Origin of the sequence: Planococcus salinus, from assembly GCF_003719725.1 — a bacterium.
Lineage (GTDB): Bacteria > Bacillota > Bacilli > Bacillales_A > Planococcaceae > Planococcus > Planococcus salinus.
The window spans coordinates 47,592-63,045 of the sequence record NZ_RIAX01000008.1; the positions used below are offsets into that span (position 1 = coordinate 47,592).

The 15,454-nt window shown below is 47.3% G+C and carries 15 protein-coding genes and 1 riboswitch; of the genes, 11 read left to right on the forward strand and 4 right to left on the reverse strand.

The window, feature by feature from the left end:
• Window positions 1–42 precede the first annotated feature (42 nt).
• Window positions 43–227: riboswitch (Lysine riboswitch) on the forward strand.
• 155 nt (window positions 228–382) lie between these two features.
• From EEX84_RS11420 to EEX84_RS16610, 3 genes are all read left to right on the forward strand, one after another.
• Window positions 383–1,990, forward strand: coding sequence for an amidohydrolase (locus EEX84_RS11420; RefSeq protein WP_123165776.1), 1,608 nt, complete (start codon window positions 383–385; stop codon window positions 1,988–1,990).
• A 211-nt stretch (window positions 1,991–2,201) separates the two neighbouring features.
• Window positions 2,202–3,467 (forward strand): threonine ammonia-lyase IlvA, encoded by a 1,266-nt coding sequence (gene ilvA, locus EEX84_RS11425; protein WP_192892965.1) that lies wholly within the window; start codon window positions 2,202–2,204, stop codon window positions 3,465–3,467.
• 50 nt (window positions 3,468–3,517) lie between these two features.
• Window positions 3,518–3,670, forward strand: a complete 153-nt coding sequence (locus EEX84_RS16610) for a hypothetical protein (RefSeq protein ID WP_192892962.1) — start codon at window positions 3,518–3,520, stop codon at window positions 3,668–3,670.
• Between the two features lie 64 nt (window positions 3,671–3,734).
• Here EEX84_RS16610 and EEX84_RS11430 read toward each other — a convergent pair whose 3' ends face one another.
• Window positions 3,735–5,006, reverse strand: a complete 1,272-nt coding sequence (locus tag EEX84_RS11430; RefSeq protein ID WP_123165861.1) for a Glu/Leu/Phe/Val family dehydrogenase — start codon at window positions 5,004–5,006, stop codon at window positions 3,735–3,737.
• A 249-nt stretch (window positions 5,007–5,255) separates the two neighbouring features.
• Between EEX84_RS11430 and EEX84_RS11435 the strand changes: the two genes are divergently transcribed.
• From EEX84_RS11435 to EEX84_RS11455, 5 genes are all read left to right on the forward strand, one after another.
• Window positions 5,256–6,047 (forward strand): hypothetical protein, encoded by a 792-nt coding sequence (locus EEX84_RS11435; protein WP_148039021.1) that lies wholly within the window; start codon window positions 5,256–5,258, stop codon window positions 6,045–6,047.
• Window positions 6,048–6,069: 22 nt separating this feature from the next.
• Window positions 6,070–6,870, forward strand: a complete 801-nt coding sequence (locus tag EEX84_RS11440) for an SDR family NAD(P)-dependent oxidoreductase (protein WP_123165779.1) — start codon at window positions 6,070–6,072, stop codon at window positions 6,868–6,870.
• Between the two features lie 238 nt (window positions 6,871–7,108).
• Window positions 7,109–7,912: an alpha/beta fold hydrolase gene (locus EEX84_RS11445; protein WP_123165780.1), complete on the forward strand. Its 804-nt coding sequence runs from the start codon at window positions 7,109–7,111 to the stop codon at window positions 7,910–7,912.
• Window positions 7,909–8,541: a CPBP family intramembrane glutamic endopeptidase gene (locus EEX84_RS11450; RefSeq protein WP_123165781.1), complete on the forward strand. Its 633-nt coding sequence runs from the start codon at window positions 7,909–7,911 to the stop codon at window positions 8,539–8,541. The genes EEX84_RS11445 and EEX84_RS11450 overlap by 4 nt, the downstream gene beginning before the upstream one ends.
• Before the next feature lie 248 nt (window positions 8,542–8,789).
• On the forward strand, window positions 8,790–9,644 hold the full coding sequence (locus EEX84_RS11455) for a neutral zinc metallopeptidase (RefSeq protein WP_158599111.1): 855 nt from the start codon (window positions 8,790–8,792) through the stop codon (window positions 9,642–9,644).
• Window positions 9,645–9,720: 76 nt separating this feature from the next.
• Here EEX84_RS11455 and EEX84_RS11460 read toward each other — a convergent pair whose 3' ends face one another.
• Complete coding sequence (locus EEX84_RS11460) at window positions 9,721–10,635, reverse strand: GNAT family N-acetyltransferase (RefSeq protein ID WP_123165783.1); 915 nt, start codon at window positions 10,633–10,635, stop codon at window positions 9,721–9,723.
• A 92-nt stretch (window positions 10,636–10,727) separates the two neighbouring features.
• Window positions 10,728–11,252 (reverse strand): DinB family protein, encoded by a 525-nt coding sequence (locus EEX84_RS11465; RefSeq protein WP_123165784.1) that lies wholly within the window; start codon window positions 11,250–11,252, stop codon window positions 10,728–10,730.
• A 118-nt stretch (window positions 11,253–11,370) separates the two neighbouring features.
• On the opposite strand from EEX84_RS11465, the gene EEX84_RS11470 reads away from it, so the two are divergent.
• Window positions 11,371–11,946, forward strand: a complete 576-nt coding sequence (locus EEX84_RS11470; protein WP_123165785.1) for a hypothetical protein — start codon at window positions 11,371–11,373, stop codon at window positions 11,944–11,946.
• A 118-nt stretch (window positions 11,947–12,064) separates the two neighbouring features.
• Here EEX84_RS11470 and EEX84_RS11475 read toward each other — a convergent pair whose 3' ends face one another.
• Window positions 12,065–12,379, reverse strand: coding sequence for a hypothetical protein (locus EEX84_RS11475; protein WP_148039022.1), 315 nt, complete (start codon window positions 12,377–12,379; stop codon window positions 12,065–12,067).
• A gap of 91 nt (window positions 12,380–12,470) precedes the next feature.
• Here EEX84_RS11475 and EEX84_RS11480 point away from each other — a divergent pair, with 91 nt between their 5' ends.
• Both EEX84_RS11480 and EEX84_RS11485 read left to right on the forward strand, forming a co-directional pair.
• Window positions 12,471–13,907: an amidase gene (locus EEX84_RS11480; protein WP_240033968.1), complete on the forward strand. Its 1,437-nt coding sequence runs from the start codon at window positions 12,471–12,473 to the stop codon at window positions 13,905–13,907.
• Window positions 13,908–14,264: 357 nt separating this feature from the next.
• Window positions 14,265–15,431 carry an NAD(P)/FAD-dependent oxidoreductase gene (locus EEX84_RS11485; RefSeq protein ID WP_123165787.1) on the forward strand — a complete coding sequence of 389 codons (1,167 nt, stop codon included), beginning with the start codon at window positions 14,265–14,267 and terminating at the stop codon, window positions 15,429–15,431.
• Window positions 15,432–15,454: the final 23 nt, after the last annotated feature.

Consider the following 15,454-nt stretch of genomic DNA (forward strand, 5'->3'; position numbering starts at 1 on the left):
ATTATTCTACTGTATCAAAATTGAATACAACCTCACTTTTTTCGGTGAGGTAGAGGCGCGGTATTTATTAGTTCCCAGTGGAGTTTGAGGAAACGGTGAAACTGGGAAGAAGGAAATGTCGCCGAAGTTTGCATTGGCTCTCACTGATGCATGCTGGGCTTGCAGTGAATAACTGCAGGACTGTCTCGATGAGCTGAATGGGTTTATTGAGTTGCGCTATCTCCAAAGAGATAAAAGCTTAGAGGTTATGACGATGACTAATAACGCCCTGAGTTTGTTCAACTCAAGGCGTTTTCTTTATGCTCTTTTCAGGTGCTATGGTGCAGCGAACCTTATTGGAAACACCGCATATATTGCAAGATTAAAGAAAGAAGGGTTTTGGATGAAACAACTTTGGCATGGCGGAACAATTTACACAATGGAACAGGAACACGAAACAGTTGAAGCGGTCCTTGTCGAAGATGACAAAATTGCAGCAACGGGAACAGTCGAGGAGCTCCAAGGCCAAGCTGACGAGTGCATGGATTTGCAGGGGGCAGTCATGTATCCCGGTTTTGTGGACAGCCATCTCCACATGATTTTCCAGGGCGAAAAATTGATTCGTCTGGACTTGTCGAAGGCCCGATCGGCCGAAGAAATGCTGGAGATGATCAGACAGGCTGCTGACAATACGCCGGCAGACAAATGGCTTTTTGGTGAAGGCTGGAATGAAAATAATTTTGCGGAGCCGCGCATTCCGACTAAGGAAGAGCTTGATGCTATACGGACGGAACCGATATTGCTGACACGGGTTTGCCACCATGTCGTGCTTGGCAATTCCAGTGCTTTGGCGGCAGGTGGCCTGACGAAAGAAAGCGAAGCTCCGGCGGGCGGTGAAATCGGGAGGAACGAGGACGGCGAATTGAACGGCCTGCTGTATGATCTGGCTTCAACCGCTGTTACAGATGCGCTGCCGAAAGAAGGGGAAGACTATATCGAGTATTTGACCGAAGCCTTGAATCTTGCGATTGATGACATGCTGTCTGTTGGATTGACGGGCGGTCACACAGAAGAAATGCATTATTTCGGTGAGTTTACCAATCCTTTAACAGCCTTCAAACGAGCGATTGGTGAAAAGCGGCATTTCCGTGTGAATTTGCTGCGCCACAATGCAGTTTTCGAAGAGATGGAAAAAGCGAATGTGGCGTTTGACGAGCCTTTTGTTGAACCGGGAGCTATGAAGATTTTCGCGGATGGTGCATTGGGCGGTTCGACTGCGGCGTTATTGGAACCTTACACGGACCAGCCGGACAACAAAGGATTGTTGATCCAGACAGACGAACAACTGGAAGAGTTGGTGAAACTGGCTCGCCGGTACAAAGAAGCAGTTGCTGTTCATATCATCGGTGACGCGGCAGCGGAGCAAGTGCTGAGTGCCATTGAAAAGTATCCGGCTCCAAGCGGCAAGCGGGATCGCTTGATTCATGCGTGTGTAGTAAATGAAGCGCTGATTGAAAGAATGGCCAAATTGCCTGTTGTGGTGGATCTCCAACCTTCCTTTGTCACTTCCGACTTTCCGTGGGTTATCAATCGTCTTGGTGATGACCGCATCAATTATGCCTATCCATGGAAAACACTGATGGACCGCGGCATTTTATGTGCTGGCGGTACGGACGCACCGGTGGAAGAAATCAACCCGCTGCTTTCCATTTATGCAGCGGTAGAACGCAAGAAGCCTGGTTCGGGAGCCGCGCATACAGGTTATTTGCCGGAACAGAAACTGTCACGTTTTGAAGCAATCCGCCTTTACACAGTTGGCAGTGCGCAAGCCATCTGCAAAGAGCATGAACGGGGATTGATCAAAACCGGTTATACTGCAGACTTTTCCATTTTCGACCGGGATTTGTTTGCTGGAACTTCTGAAGACATGCTCAAGGCGCAAGCCGTGAAAACAGTAGTGGCCGGACGGACGGTATTTGAGCAAGCGCAGCCGATTGTCACGGTTCAATAAGGATTTCTTTTCCTGTTACAACATTTTAGCGTAATATTCCGTTAAGCTTGCCGCGTTCCTGATTTTGGGACGCGGCTTTTTTCATTTATCAGGAAAGTGAACTTCAGAAAATTGTCGAAATTTTTCATGAATTACTGATGACTTTATGTTAGAGTAAGTGAATAACTAAAACAAGAAGGTGACATCTATGGCAAAAAGCACGATTACAGAGATGGAAAGGGACGTAAAATTGTCGAGAGTTTCAGTCGAAGAAATTATGGTGGCCAATCAGGCGCTCAAAGACGTAGTGATCAAAACACCGCTTCAAAAGAATGAGCTTCTTTCTGCTCGTTACGACTGCAACGTCTATTTGAAACGGGAAGATCTGCAGGTCGTCCGTTCATTCAAGCTGCGCGGCGCTTATAACTTCATCCGCAGCTTAAGCGCTGAAGACCGCGAAAAAGGCGTTGTCTGCGCCAGTGCCGGAAATCATGCCCAAGGGGTGGCATACTCATGCTACGCACTCGGCATTGAAGGAAAGATCTTTATGCCGTTGACCACTCCGCGACAGAAAGTTTCTCAAGTCAAGCGTTTCGGAGGTGAACATGTCTCAGTCGTGCTGATTGGCGACAGTTTTGACGACTCTTACACAGCGGCTATGGAATATTGCACAACGGAAGAAAAAGTATTTGTCCATCCTTTTGACAACAACCAGATTGTTGCAGGGCAAGGGACCGTGGCTGTGGAAATCTTGAACGATATGCAGGAGCCGGCCGATTATACATTTTGTGCCATCGGCGGTGGCGGGTTGGCATCAGGAATCGGATCCTACATGAAAGGTATCAGCCCATTCACCAAGTTGATCGGTGTTGAGCCGGCAGGTGCTGCCAGTATGAAAGCGTCGTTGAAGAACGGGGAGGTAACCCGTCTCGATACGATTGATACATTTGTTGACGGAGCCGCCGTCAAACAGGTCGGTGATTTATCGATGGCCATCTGCCAGGACGTGCTGGATGACATTGTAGCTGTTCCGGAAGGCAAGGTCTGCACGACGATTCTGCAGCTGTACAACGAGAATGCCATTGTGGCCGAACCGGCGGGGGCTTTATCGGTAGCGGCTCTGGACTTCTATAAAGAAGAGATCAAAGGGAAAAATGTCGTCTGTGTCATCAGTGGCGGCAATAATGATATTGAACGCATGCAGGAAATCAAAGAAAAGTCCCTCATTTATGAAGGATTAAAACATTATTTTATCGTCACATTCCCGCAACGTGCCGGCGCTTTGCGCAAGTTCATGGAACAGGTTCTGGGGGAACACGACGACATCACTCATTTTGAATACACCAAACGGACAAACCGGGAAGCAGGTCCAGTCATCGTGGGCATTGAACTGAAATGCCGCGAAGATTATGCCCCGCTTGTGGAACGGATGACAAAAAACGGGTTTCCTTATAAAGAAATCAACAACGACCCGACTTTGTTCAATTTATTGATTTAAATGGACAGGTATTGTCCTGCTGACTGTCATATAAAAAAGGGGAATGCCAAATGAGTATCGGCAAAATCAGGTCGATTTTCTACTTCCTGGCGAGGATACTGGGCGACATAAATGCCGTCAAACGCGGGACCATCGGCAAGCGCTTGCTGCGCCGGGCAACCGGAAAAGCGACAGGCCGTTTGTTCAACCGCCTGTTTAAATGAAAAAAATGAGCCATCTTGTTCAATGATTGCTGAACAAGGTGGCTCATTCTGTTCTTTCGGCTTTTTATATCCAGCCTCTGGCTTCCATTGCTTGGGCGATGCGCTCCACAGCAACCAGGTAGGCAGCTTCCCGCATAGTGCAGTTTTTCTGTTCTTTCATTTCGAAAACATCGTTGAATGCTTCAGTCATTTCGGTGAACAGCCGTTCATTGACTTCTTTTTCTGTCCACGCCAAGTGTGTAGTATTTTGCACCCATTCGAAGTAAGAGACAGTAACTCCGCCGGCATTGCATAAAATATCGGGGATCACCGTAATGCCGTTTTTTTCCATAGCTGCAGTACCTTCTGGAGTGGATGGTCCGTTTGCTGCTTCTGCGACGATTTTCGCTTTGATGGCCGGACCGGTTTTTCCGGTAATCTGGTTTTCAAGTGCAGCGGGGATCAAAATATCGCATTCCGCCTGGAACAGTTCTTCGTTCGTCATCGAAGGGTAATCTTTAAATCCGTTGACCGTTCCCGTTTCTTTGGCGTAATCGATCAATTCCGCAATATTGAGCCCTTCTTCGTGATAAACACCACCGCCGGCATCAACAATGCCGATTACTTTTACGCCTCTTTCTGCCAACAGCTTTGCGGTGATGGAGCCGACATTTCCAAAGCCCTGCACGACAGCTGTCATGCCTTCCAGCTTAAGGCCCAACCGCTCCGCCGCTTCTGCAATGGTAAAGACGACGCCTCTTCCTGTTGCTTCCACCCGTCCCTGGGAACCACCCAGGATAATCGGCTTGCCTGTAACTGTACCCGGCACGTTTTTCCCTTTCAGGCGGGAGAATTCATCAATCATCCACCCCATGATTTCAGGAGTGGTGTTCACATCAGGTGCGGGAATATCTTTTTCCGGTCCCATAATCGGTTCCAGCTCTCTGATGAATCCTCTGCTCAGTTCTTCCAGTTCCCGCTTGGACAGTTCTTTGGGATTTACCACAATCCCGCCTTTACCGCCTCCGTAGGGAATACCCAGTATTGCAGCTTTCAACGACATCCACATCGATAATGCAGCTACTTCGTCTTCAGTGACCGCCGGATGGAAACGGACCCCGCCTTTCGTCGGACCCAGTACATCCAGGTGCTGAGAACGGAACCCTTCGAACTCCCGGTAACTGCCATCATCCATCCGCACCGGAATCGAAACTTTCATGATGCGCTTCGGTTTTTTTAAGATTTCGAAGACGCCGCGCGGCAGGCCGAGATCGTCTACTGCCACTTCAAGCAGACGTTGCACAATTTCCAATGGGTTGGAAATTTCAACGCCGTCTTTCACTTCTTTGGCGGGCATTTCGGATTTCAAGTCTTCTGCGATTTCTTCTTTTCTTTCGTTTTTGTCTATCATGTACAAGTCCCTCCCGTTTTATAAATCCTCTTACTGTGTATGTTCCTAAAACAAAACATCGTTAAACATACAGGGAGGAATCGAAGAATAAGGAGAGTAGGACTGGAAATTTCAGAATCTTTGCATCAGAATGGAAAGGAGATGTTCCAACATGAGTTCTTCAAAGAAAAAGTTATAAAAAAGCGGGGGAAGAAAATGGACAAAGAAACCAGGAAGACGATTCTTCAAAAAGCGAAGAAGTACAAAAAATGGACAGAAGGCATGATGGTGAATCCGATCTATTGGGAGGAAAAAGGAAACCCTTATTATGTCGTCGTTTATACGAGGCGTAAAACCCCGATAGCTTCAGGGTTCTTTACTCCGGGGGAAGAAAACGTGGAAGATGCCATGAAAGCCCACCGGCCACTGGCATTGTTCTCAGACCTGGGATCGAACGTCTACCAGAACGGAACAATGCGGTCGAGTGTAAAGCTGTCGTTTTACACACAGCCCCTGGACTTGTTGGTGGACAGCCGGGATGAAAAGGTCCAAGCAGGAAAAGCGGCTTATGCGAAGCTGCTGAAGCTGCAGGAAGAAATCAATGAATTTATGGCAGAGTATAAAGACTACTATGAAAACGATGTGCTGAAAAGACGGCTGATTACTGAAAAAGACGTTGAAAAAGTCCAAAAAGCGGCGGTATCGCTGGATATGTTCCAGTATAGATCCGGTTCTGTACTGCTGAAACACCATGAAGACATCGAAGCGTTCGCAGCATATCTGGAAACCCAGAATGGGTGGAAAAGCCTGGACAAAGATACACGGGCTTTTCTTAAAGACATCACAAGGCATATGGAAGAAGTAAAAAAAGCTTTTGATGCCATGGATTTCATTGAACACGAAAATCCGGAGAAAATGTTCCGCCTCCATTACGACCGGATGGTGAAAAACAACAAAGCCGCGCTTGAACAGCAGAAGGAAAATATCCGTTATCCAAAGTGGAACTGAAGAATATCAAAGGAGGAATTGGATGTCTATCTTTTCAAATGATGCATTGGCTCACAAACATGTTCTAGTCACGGGTGCTACAGGAGGAATCGGTTATGAAACCGCTAAGCTGGTGGTGACCATGGGAGCCCGTATCACCATTACAGGGAGGAACAAAGAAAAACTGGATGAGTTGGAACAGGAACTATTTCAGCTTACCGACAAAGAAAAAGTATTCAGCCAAGCTGCAGACCTGACGGACAAAGAAGACCGTGACAGTTTGGTTGAAAATGCGGAGAACCGATTGGGTTTCATCAATGGACTGGTCAACTCTGCAGGAGTTTCAGGAGGCAGGACAGTTGAAAACCTGGACGAAGAGTTTATTGAACGATTGATGGACGTGAACTTTAAATCGACATTCCATTTAACAAAAGCCGTTTACAGAAAAATGATGGACAACAAAGAAGGGGATATTGTCAATCTTGCTTCGCTGTCCGGACTGCGCGGCACGCATGGCAATACGGCGTATGCAGCCAGTAAATTTGCGGTGGTCGGCTGGACACAATCGATGGCAGCTGAAGCGATTGAATACAATGTCCGTGTCAATTCAGTCAGTCCGGGATACGTGGATACGGACATGGCAAGAAACAGCATCAGAGGAAAAGCAGAACGGAACCATACGTCCTACGAGGAAGAAATGGAAACGGCGAGAAACAGCATCCCGTCCAGTCGCTTTTCAACACCGCTGGAAGTGGCCAATACGATTGCATTTTTACTGACGGATGCGGCCCGGAATATTGTCGGGGAATCCGTGAAAATTTCCGGAGGCAGTGTCATGAGATAAATAAATGCAGTCATGGAAGCAAAAGAACAGTCATCCTTATCTGAAGCCGGCAGCTTCGGTGGGGGCGGCTGTTCTATTTTTTGAGACCTGCTGTAAAAGCTATGTACATCTTCTGGGAATTGTCGTTTTGGATTTCCCGATAATCGGGTAAGCAAAGGGAAAGTGTAACCGGGAAGTTAGAGGTTACTTGTTCCTTCATGATAATTGTATCTTGTTACTTTTGGGAGTGAGATGTTCTATGCCATACGCTGAACTTGATCCGTCATTAACACTGTATTACGAGATGAAAGGGGAAGGGTTGCCGCTTGTTTTCATCCACCCTTTCGTTATGGGACACACTGTCTTTGTTCACCAGGAGCGGCTTGCAGAGAAATACAAAACGATTTTTTACGACATTGCGGGCCATGGTCTCAGTTCAAAAGGCGATACTCCGCTGACCATCGACCTTTTGGCGGACCAGTTGAAAAAACTGCTCGACGCCATCGGAATTGAAAAAGCGGTACTGTGCGGCTATTCCCACGGGGGGCTGATTGCCCAGGAATTCGCGTTGAAATATCCGGAGCGGACAAAAGCGCTGATTCTGTCCGGTGGGTATTCCGAGCTGAATAACTTCTCACCAAAATTTTTTATTAAAACAGTGATGTATTTGGCGAAAATCCGTCAAATTCGGCTTGCGGCAAAACTGCAGGCCAAACTGAACAAATATGATTCGGAAGACGAGAAGAAAATTTATGAGCTTGCCCGCAAAACGGATCCCCAAAGAGCATATGAATATTGCCGGACGGGATTGGATTACAAATCCACCTATTCTCTTTACCGGTTGAAAATGCCCATTCTGCTTGTGTATGGGACACTGGAAAAGCCGATGCACCATTACCGGATTCCTTTTCAAAAAGCCGCTCCTCAAACAAAAGTTGTGTATATCAAACGGGGAAGCCATCAATTGCCTCCTCGGTCTTTTACCGAATTCAATAAAGCGGTGGATCATTTTTTGCAGTCGCTTGATGGACAGCCTGGATTGAAAAATGGTGAGCGGTTATGAAGAATTTGATCCGCTTGATCGGGCCGACTGTAATGATTTTTATCGGCCTGCAGCTGGCAGGAAATGTCGTACTGACATTTTTGCTGTTTTACAGTTGGCTGCTTGCTGTGCCATTGCTTGATCATACGTTTCCGAAAGGGAGCATGAAAGTGACCAGGCAAGCGCTGGTATTGGGCACGGGCAGTGGCTTGTTGTTTTTCATTTTCATTTTTGGCGGTTTGAACTGGCTGCACGTATACCTGCTTGATATTGATGCGCTGCGGGTACTGCTGTTGGAATGGGGATTTTCGGGGCCAGGAGAAATTGGCCTGGTGCTGGTGCTGATGATCTTGAATCCGGTTCTGGAGGAATTTTACTGGCGCGGGTATATGTTCGATAAGCTGAGAAAAGAAAGAGGAGCGGGTTATACCATTGTTATGACTGCCCTTTTTTATACGTTGTACCATATTTTATCGGTTATCCATCTTTTCCAGGAGGGATATGCCATGGTCGCGGTGCTGCCTGTACTGATTGCCGGGTTGTTCTGGGGGTATATTCGTGAAAAAACCGCTGCGATTTCCGCTACTGTCATCGGCCACGGATTGGCAGACCTCGGAATTGTCTGTGTGTATTGGTTTATCGTCAGGTAACAAGCAGCCAGCGGATATGCAAATTCAAGCCTTTTCCGTTTATTGATGGAGAGGGCTTGAATTTTAAAATATATTATCGGAATATTCAATATTCTAACGTTTTACTCTCAAAAAAATGCTATAATCATTCTAAAATTATCGTATCTTTGAAAAAACCTGGTTGTTTTCATTCTCCACTTTGAAAGACAGTGTCCTTGTGATAATTGAACGGCGGTGTTTACCAATCTGCAGGCGGGGAGATGTCAGCGATGGCAACAAAGAGTTGGAAAGGGATTCTGATGGGGCTTCTGCTTGTGATTTTGTGTGCGTGTAACGGGCCGGCCGAATCTGTCCACAGCGTGGCGGGCATTGAAGAAACTGGCAAGGAACAAGCTGTTCAACAGGAAGAGGGAAGGGATACGTTAACCTGGATTGAACCTGGAGGCAGCGGAGGGGCTGAACAGGAACAGGCATCGGCCGTTGTAATCGCCAAAGGCGGCAGCGAATATACGATGGAAGAGTATCTTTGGAAAACTGTGAAAGACGTCGATGAGTTTTGGACCGATGTGTGGATAAAAACCTATCAGTACGAACCGTTCGTGTTTGTATCATTTCCGGCGCCGGGAGAACAGGTGCCGATCGGATGTGGTCTCGGTTATTCAAATGACGGCACTTCGCTGTACTGCTCGGAAGATGATCAGCTGGTCATTTCCCAAGCGTTTGCATTGGATGTTTGGAAAGGCAGGCTTATAACCAACCCGGACCCGCCGTTACCTTATGAAGCGGGTGATTTCTCTATCGCTTTTTATGTAGCGCACGAATATGCCCATTCGTTGCAGCAGGACCTCGGGATGCTGGAAGCGAATGCAGGGAATGCTGTACGGAATTTGGAGCTTCATGCCGATTGTATGGCCGGAGTATGGACGAAATCTGTCTATGAGCGGGGACTGCTGGAAACGGGTGATTTGGAGGAAGTCATGAGAACAACACATGATGGGGGAGATTATTCCGACGATCCGTCCCTGCACCACGGGACACCGCAACAGCGCTATGATGCATTTAAAACAGGATATGACGAAGGAATGGCTTCCAGTTGTGGTCATTATGTGGAAGGCAGTGCATAATCGGAAGATTTACGGAGCGATAAAGCCAGCCACTTCCCGCCTTATTGCGTGGCAGGGTGGCTGGCGAATCGGCTGTTCATGAAGTTGATTGATTTGTTACACGAATGATTTCTGAGGCAAAATCATGTTCATACCGTGATTTGTCAGTCCCGTATAAAATCCATGGAGAAGGAAGGTCGAATGGATGGGAGTCCGGCAGGGAAGAAACCGCTTGTTCATGTAAATCCATCCAAATATACGAAGTTTCTTCAATGCCCTCCTGCAACTTCCGATGTGCAAAAGTGACGGTCTCCCACAATCCTTCCTGCTGTGCCAGATCGTCCCACGGATAAATGACATGCAAATAGGTATTCTTTTTGATGTCTTTTTTTGTAACAAGGAAACGGCTTTTTGCTTCATTTTCATAGAATGTCCATTGGGTTAACTGATCATCCGGGAATAACGCAGCAGAGGCCGGAAAAGGGTAGTAACATTCATAAGGGAAGACTTTGCCGGTTTTTACATATGCTTCATTTATCCAATGCTTTTTTTGAGCAACGCTGTTTATTTCCTTCCAGCAGTGACCGCCGGCTTCTAGCATGGATACGTCCTGAGCGGTGGCACCGACCAGAGTGGCGTTTGGAGTAAGCCCCAGTTTGTCCAGGACACGGCGGGCAGGTGCGTTCTCTCTTTGTGTATTTGCGCCAACCCATTGGATGTTCGGCAGCTTGAAAACTTCGTCTATAATGTACGTCATTAACTGGGTAGACAGATCTTTTCCTCTAAAACGACGGTCGCTGCGCATTCTTCCAAGCATGGCATAGCAGTCCGCGAAAATGGAATAGCCGCCCATGCTGACCAGCTGCCCGTCCAGAAACAAGCCGTATAGCCGGTTATGACCGCTTGAAATACGGGGGAAAACCCGTTTGACATAGTCATCTGTTATACCGGTCTCCATTGCTTCCACGTGCCCAAAGTCTTGCACGGTCAGCTGCCGCAGTTGTTTTTCCATCTGTTGCCACTCCTTCTTCCATTTCGGCGATTGGGTTTCTCTGTTCATTATAAAGGAATGAAGGATGGGGATGCAAAGCTGTTCCATGCTGATTATTTCCTGTTCAATATTCCCAAATACGCTTTCCAGGGGCCAACGTCCTGACGATAGCGTTCAGCCATCACGCGGACAATTTGGGCGATATGGGTCAAATCATGAACGACCCATGTCGACAGCAATTCTCTTAATGTTACTTGTCCGAATTCGGGATGCTGGCCGGTGAGTTCAAGTTGGGATTCCTCATTCAGGTAAGACTTGAGCTTCCTGATATTCTCTGCACGCAGCTCTTGGAATATCTCGAGTTTCTGATCCAATGGTTTTTCCGGCTCAGTTAAATGGGCTTGCCGGTCAAACGGCGGAAAGACTTTGTTTTCGCCTTCTTTCAGGATGATTTCCATTCGGGAGATCCAATCGTTCTTTTCCCCTTCAATGAGGTGTCCGACGACTTGCGAAGGGTTCCAGGTGCCTTCGCCTTCGTTGGATTGCAGCCAGGAGTCGGAGAGCCCGGACAGAAAATACTGCAGCGTGCGCGGCGTCCTTTCCAGAACTTCCATCGCTTCTTCTACTGTAAACTGCATAAAAACACTCCTTTGCAAAAGTTTCTTAAATTATATTCATTCCTGAGAGAAAAATCTATTGGATTATTGAAAATTCTGATATTATGAAAGTAACTTAACGACAAAGGGGAAGAAGGACATGCTCTACAATGTTGTGCTGTTTGTTCACATCTTTGGAGCGGTGGTCATGTTTATGGCAATAGGTATTTTGTTTACAGCGATGATATCGATGCTCCATGCAAAGGGGAGGGAACAGATTGTCCAGTGGTCGTCACTGGCGGTGAAGCTTGATGGATTGATGCCCTTGAGCACCCTGCTTATTCTCGTGCCGGCTGTATATCTCGTATTTGCCGGTTGGGGGTGGGGTATTGCCTGGATCAACGTTTCACTGGCTATCCTGGTGGCAAACAGCATAGTGGGACCGATTGTTAATCTGCGTCGTCTGAAAGTGATTTTACAGGCAGCCAATTCAGAAACTGATTCTGTTCTATCTACCGCTCTGATGGGAAAGGTACGGGACCGCGTACTGTGGAGTTCGGTCTCCATCATGACCATGCTGACAGTGGGAATTCTTTTTCTCATGGCAGTAAAACTTCCGTTGCTCGGTTCATTGGTCACTATGGTCATCGCCGCTGCAGCTGGCCTGGTGCTTGCCAATGTCCTGCTGGCCAGAACAAAGCCTGCCACTTCACCTGACACAGCGGCCATTAAGTAAAAATGTGGGCCAAGACAATGGAATAAAGCCAATCAGATCGACCATCTAAGTCAAGAAGCAGCTGACATGGATGGTTGATTGACGTTTTATGGCGAATCGATTTCTGGGCGGTTCATCATTACGTATCCAAAAAAAATAACAGCAGGATGACGGCAATGCTTCCCGCAAACACAATCACACCGATTCGTTTCTGTTTTTTTGTGGAGTTGTTATTGTCCATCTTCTGAATCCATTGTGGAAACAACAAGCCTACTGCTATACTGCCGATAAAAAACCCGAGGGCGATGCCGATTAAGGAGTTCCAGTTCGGAGACCCGGACTCGAGAAAGTAAATGAGTACAAATGCGCTCAAGCTCATTACGAGAGGTCGCAGCAAAAAGGCATTCATTTTTTGTTTGGTCGTTAACGGGTGGGCTGACATTCTATTCGCCACCTTTCTTCCTCTGTTCTCCATTTCCTCTTCAACAATTAACAAACATTTACAACTAAACGACTCGAAGCGATCAAATAAAGGAGCGGATTATGTGAAATCAATCAGACAACCTGTGCAAACCATATTGGACATGGACGCAACGGAATTGGCCGGAAAAATAGCCAATAAGGAAATCACTTCCCGTCAAGCGACGGAAGCATTCATCGAGCAGATCAATAAAGTCAATCCCATTGTGAATTGCATGGTGGAAAACCGTTTCGGAAAAGCAATGCTGGAAGCGGACGAAGTGGATCGCCGGATTGCAGCCGGACATTCAGGCGGCAAATTGTTCGGCGTACCGATCGGCATGAAAGAAGCGTTCGATGTGGAAGGCATGCAAACAACCGGCGGTTTGCTGCGGCGACAAGGGGCAATATCATATAAAGACGCAGAAGTGGTCCGAAAGCTGAAAGCTGAAGGTGCCATCATTCTTGGAAAAACCAACACACCGGAATTATGTTTTTGCCAGGAAACAGATAATAAACTGTATGGCCGGACCAACAATCCGCATGATCTGACGCGCACAGTGGGAGGGTCAAGCGGCGGAGAAGCTGCATTGATCGCAGTCGGCGGCGCAGCAGCAGGGCTCGGCTCGGATATTGGGGGTTCCATCCGGTTTCCCAGCCATTTCAACGGTGTGGTCGGGTTTAAGTCCGGCAAAGGGCGAGTTTCTTCTGCCGGCAGTTATCCAGCGATCCATCATGACCTTCAGGAGCGCATGCTGGGCATCGGCCCCATTACGAAAACAGTACGGGATGCGAGAATGATGTATTACATCGTCGCTGAAGAACCGGCAAGAGAAAAAGAGCTGGAGACCTTCACTGTGAATGTGCTGCCGGAAACTGACTACCCGCTGTCCCTGGCTACTGCCCATCTGCTGGATTCAGTTTACGCAGCCGGTTTTGGCCACTTTCCGATGGAGAGGGAGGTTCCGGCGTTTTTCCATGAGTCGTCTCTTCTATGGCAGGAAATCATGTCAATCGACGGCGCAGAGAAAGTGGCACAGGAAGCTTTCGGCGAAGCTGCGGTACGTCCTATGCGGGCGTATGTAACCGAACGGCTGACAGGGAATTCACCCATCCACCGGTATTTGTCCTGGGGACTGACCGGCACATCGCTCTTCAAACCTTCGGAAAAACGCTTAAAGAAAATCAGGCGGCTTATCCGGGAAGGCGACCACCTGCTCGACTATTACCTGGATGAACGGATTTTGGTTTTTCCGGTTTATCATACAGCGGCACCCAAACACGGCGTCGTCTTCAACGAAATTTTTTCTTTGAATAAAACCTTCCGAAAATACATGCCTTATGTTGCTTTTGCGAATGTATGGGGTCTTCCTTCCTTGACGGTGCCGGTGGGACAGGATAAAGACGGCATGCCGATCGGAATCCAATTGATCAGCAGAAATGGCAATGAAGAAGCCTTGTTCACTTTAGGTGAATGGGTGGAAAAACACTATAGCGGATATACACGGGCAGAACTGAAGTAATAGCTAAAAGCAGATCCCCTTCAATTATAGAGAGAAGGGAATCTGCTTTTATTGTGTAGTTGGCTCTCCTGACAAATCAAACCTAAAAGAAAAGCAAATTCAGTAATATGGTAAGAATAATTGATAGAACGATTGAAATGATAATGCTTCCCATGCAAGACATACGCATATGAATCCCCGCTTTCTGTGATGTTAATTTCCCTTACCCGTAACTGCCCTTCAGGTAAACAAATGCAGTCAGCAGGTTTGTACATCAACGGGAAACTCAAGGTTGTCTATGCGGTTATGTAAAGGTATGATAATGAATAATAGTTAAATATTCTGAATAGTAAAACTTCGATTCGAGGTGATTTCTCAGTGGTAAAGAAAACGCACATCATCATTATAGGAGGCGGAGTGATCGGTTCCAGTATTGCCTATAACTTGCTGAACGACGGTTTTGAAGGAGAGATTCATCTGTTCGAAAAAGACCAGCTCTATGAATATGCCTCCACTCCACGCAGTGCAGGCGGCATCAGGCAGCTGTATACCACTGCCGTCAATATCCAGATCAGCCGGTATAGCCTGAAAAAATATATGGCTTTTCCTGAAGAAATGGCAGTAGGCGAGGAAAAGGCGGAAATCGATTTTAAACAATATGGTTATTTGTTTCTGGCAAAACAGGGGAGCCGAAGGGAATTGGAAGCCCAACTGGCTCTTCAACACCAGTACGGCGTGCCATCAGAATTACTGGCACCAGAGGCGTTGAAGGCAATTGTTCCTGAACTGACTGTGGATGATCTGCAGGTAGGGCTTTATTGCGGAGAAGATGGCTACTTGGATCCTTATTCAGTGATGCAGGGATACATCCGCAAAACAAAGCAGCTCGGGGGAAATTATGTATACGAAGAAGTAGCTGAAATTCTCCAGGAAAAAGGAAAAGTGACAGGAGTGCATCTTCAAAACGGGGAGATTTATCAAGCGCCGATCGTCATTAATGCAGCAGGGCCGTGGGCTCCGGCCTTAAGCGAAAAAATCGGCCTGCCTATTCCAGTCGTTCCGCTGAAACGGCAGATCATCCAGTTTGATATTGCAGAACCGTTAAAGAACCCTTTGCCTTTGACCATCGATCCGACCGGCGTCTATTTCCGTCATGAAGGAGAATCCATCCTTACCGGATTTTCAGAAAATGTGGCTCCAGGCTTTGACTTTACATGGAAAAGGTCGTATTTCACTGATTTTTTATGGCCGATATTGGCTCATCGTGTGCCCAATTTTGAACGGGCAAAAGTCAGAGGAGGCTGGGCGGGAATGTACAGCCATAACATACTGGATCAAAATGCCATCATTGGTGAGCACCCGGAGCTGACAGGCTATTACATAGCTTCCGGTTTCAGTGGCCATGGCATGCAACAGGCGCCGGCTGTGGGAAAAGGTTTATCGGAACTCATTCAGACGGGGCGTTATGAAACCCTGGATTTGTCGCCGCTGCGTTTTGAACGTTTTGCGGAAAAAGACCTGCTGATCGAAAAAGCGATTATTTAAAGAACAAACTTTAAAGGAGGAGA

What these genes read in the sequence shown, in the direction of transcription:
- EEX84_RS11420 (WP_123165776.1), top strand. Translation starts at nt 383, where the DNA reads ATGAAACAACTTTGGCATGGCGGAACAATTTACACAATGGAACAGGAA.
- ilvA (WP_192892965.1), top strand. Translation starts at nt 2,202, where the DNA reads ATGGAAAGGGACGTAAAATTGTCGAGAGTTTCAGTCGAAGAAATTATG.
- EEX84_RS16610 (WP_192892962.1), top strand. Translation starts at nt 3,518, where the DNA reads ATGAGTATCGGCAAAATCAGGTCGATTTTCTACTTCCTGGCGAGGATA.
- EEX84_RS11430 (WP_123165861.1), bottom strand. Translation starts at nt 5,006, where the DNA reads ATGCCCGCCAAAGAAGTGAAAGACGGCGTTGAAATTTCCAACCCATTG.
- EEX84_RS11435 (WP_148039021.1), top strand. Translation starts at nt 5,256, where the DNA reads ATGGACAAAGAAACCAGGAAGACGATTCTTCAAAAAGCGAAGAAGTAC.
- EEX84_RS11440 (WP_123165779.1), top strand. Translation starts at nt 6,070, where the DNA reads ATGTCTATCTTTTCAAATGATGCATTGGCTCACAAACATGTTCTAGTC.
- EEX84_RS11445 (WP_123165780.1), top strand. Translation starts at nt 7,109, where the DNA reads ATGCCATACGCTGAACTTGATCCGTCATTAACACTGTATTACGAGATG.
- EEX84_RS11450 (WP_123165781.1), top strand. Translation starts at nt 7,909, where the DNA reads ATGAAGAATTTGATCCGCTTGATCGGGCCGACTGTAATGATTTTTATC.
- EEX84_RS11455 (WP_158599111.1), top strand. Translation starts at nt 8,790, where the DNA reads ATGGCAACAAAGAGTTGGAAAGGGATTCTGATGGGGCTTCTGCTTGTG.
- EEX84_RS11460 (WP_123165783.1), bottom strand. Translation starts at nt 10,635, where the DNA reads ATGGAAAAACAACTGCGGCAGCTGACCGTGCAAGACTTTGGGCACGTG.
- EEX84_RS11465 (WP_123165784.1), bottom strand. Translation starts at nt 11,252, where the DNA reads ATGCAGTTTACAGTAGAAGAAGCGATGGAAGTTCTGGAAAGGACGCCG.
- EEX84_RS11470 (WP_123165785.1), top strand. Translation starts at nt 11,371, where the DNA reads ATGCTCTACAATGTTGTGCTGTTTGTTCACATCTTTGGAGCGGTGGTC.